Source organism: Loigolactobacillus rennini DSM 20253, assembly GCF_001436505.1.
Classification (GTDB): domain Bacteria; phylum Bacillota; class Bacilli; order Lactobacillales; family Lactobacillaceae; genus Loigolactobacillus; species Loigolactobacillus rennini.
Genome location: NZ_AYYI01000100.1, coordinates 976 through 1,688, shown reverse-complemented (window position 1 = coordinate 1,688; position 713 = coordinate 976). Strand labels below are relative to the sequence as shown.

The window sequence follows — 713 nt, the reverse complement described above, 5'->3', positions numbered from 1 at the left end:
GTCTACATGACTTCTAGCCATCAAGTCTCACCCCCTTCAGGGGTATTCTTCTCGACTTCTTTGGCAATTTTAGCTTTTTGATATTCGCCCAGCGAGGATAACGGAATACGATTCAAGTCAATAAAGACTTCATCGCCACCTTCTATTGGTTCATAGCCAAAAGCCTGGCGGGATTCATTATCAGTTATTACGCCTTTGCTAAATAGTGACGTGATCCGCTCTAGTTTTAATTCTGGGTCAATGTCAACCAGTCTTGAGGTGTCAAATTCCAACTCGTAACCGGAATCAATCGAATTAAAAATCTTAGTCTCCATTTCAGCAATCATCATTTTAAAAATTGGATCCAAGGTGGACTGGAGATACTCTAAGTTAGCCTGTGTAATAGATGTATTAACGGTTTCCACACCTAGTTTGCTAACGGGCAGGCCAAATGCTTTCGCAACTTGATTCGTACTGAATTTATACGAATTCAAAAAGTTTAAAACCTCAGTCGGAATTTTTAAACGAGTAAACTCCATAGTGTCATCAATTGCAACTAAGCCGCCATTCTGTTTCAACTGACTATCGGCAAAATTCTGTTTTAATTGCTTTAAATCCTTGTTAGTAATTTGCCCTTTCTTATATCGCAGTACCGCAGTTGATGTCCCGCCGTTGTCAAAAAAGTTTCGCAGAAAACCTTTTGAGCCCTGCGAAATTCCAATTTCAAACGCTAA

1 protein-coding gene is annotated in these 713 nt (G+C 39.7%); it reads right to left on the bottom strand.

The annotated features are described in order from the left end of the window. Window positions 1–20 precede the first annotated feature (20 nt). Window positions 21–713, bottom strand: a 693-nt coding sequence (locus tag FC24_RS11845; protein ID WP_235807409.1) for a phage portal protein, incomplete at its 5' end; no start/stop codon positions are given.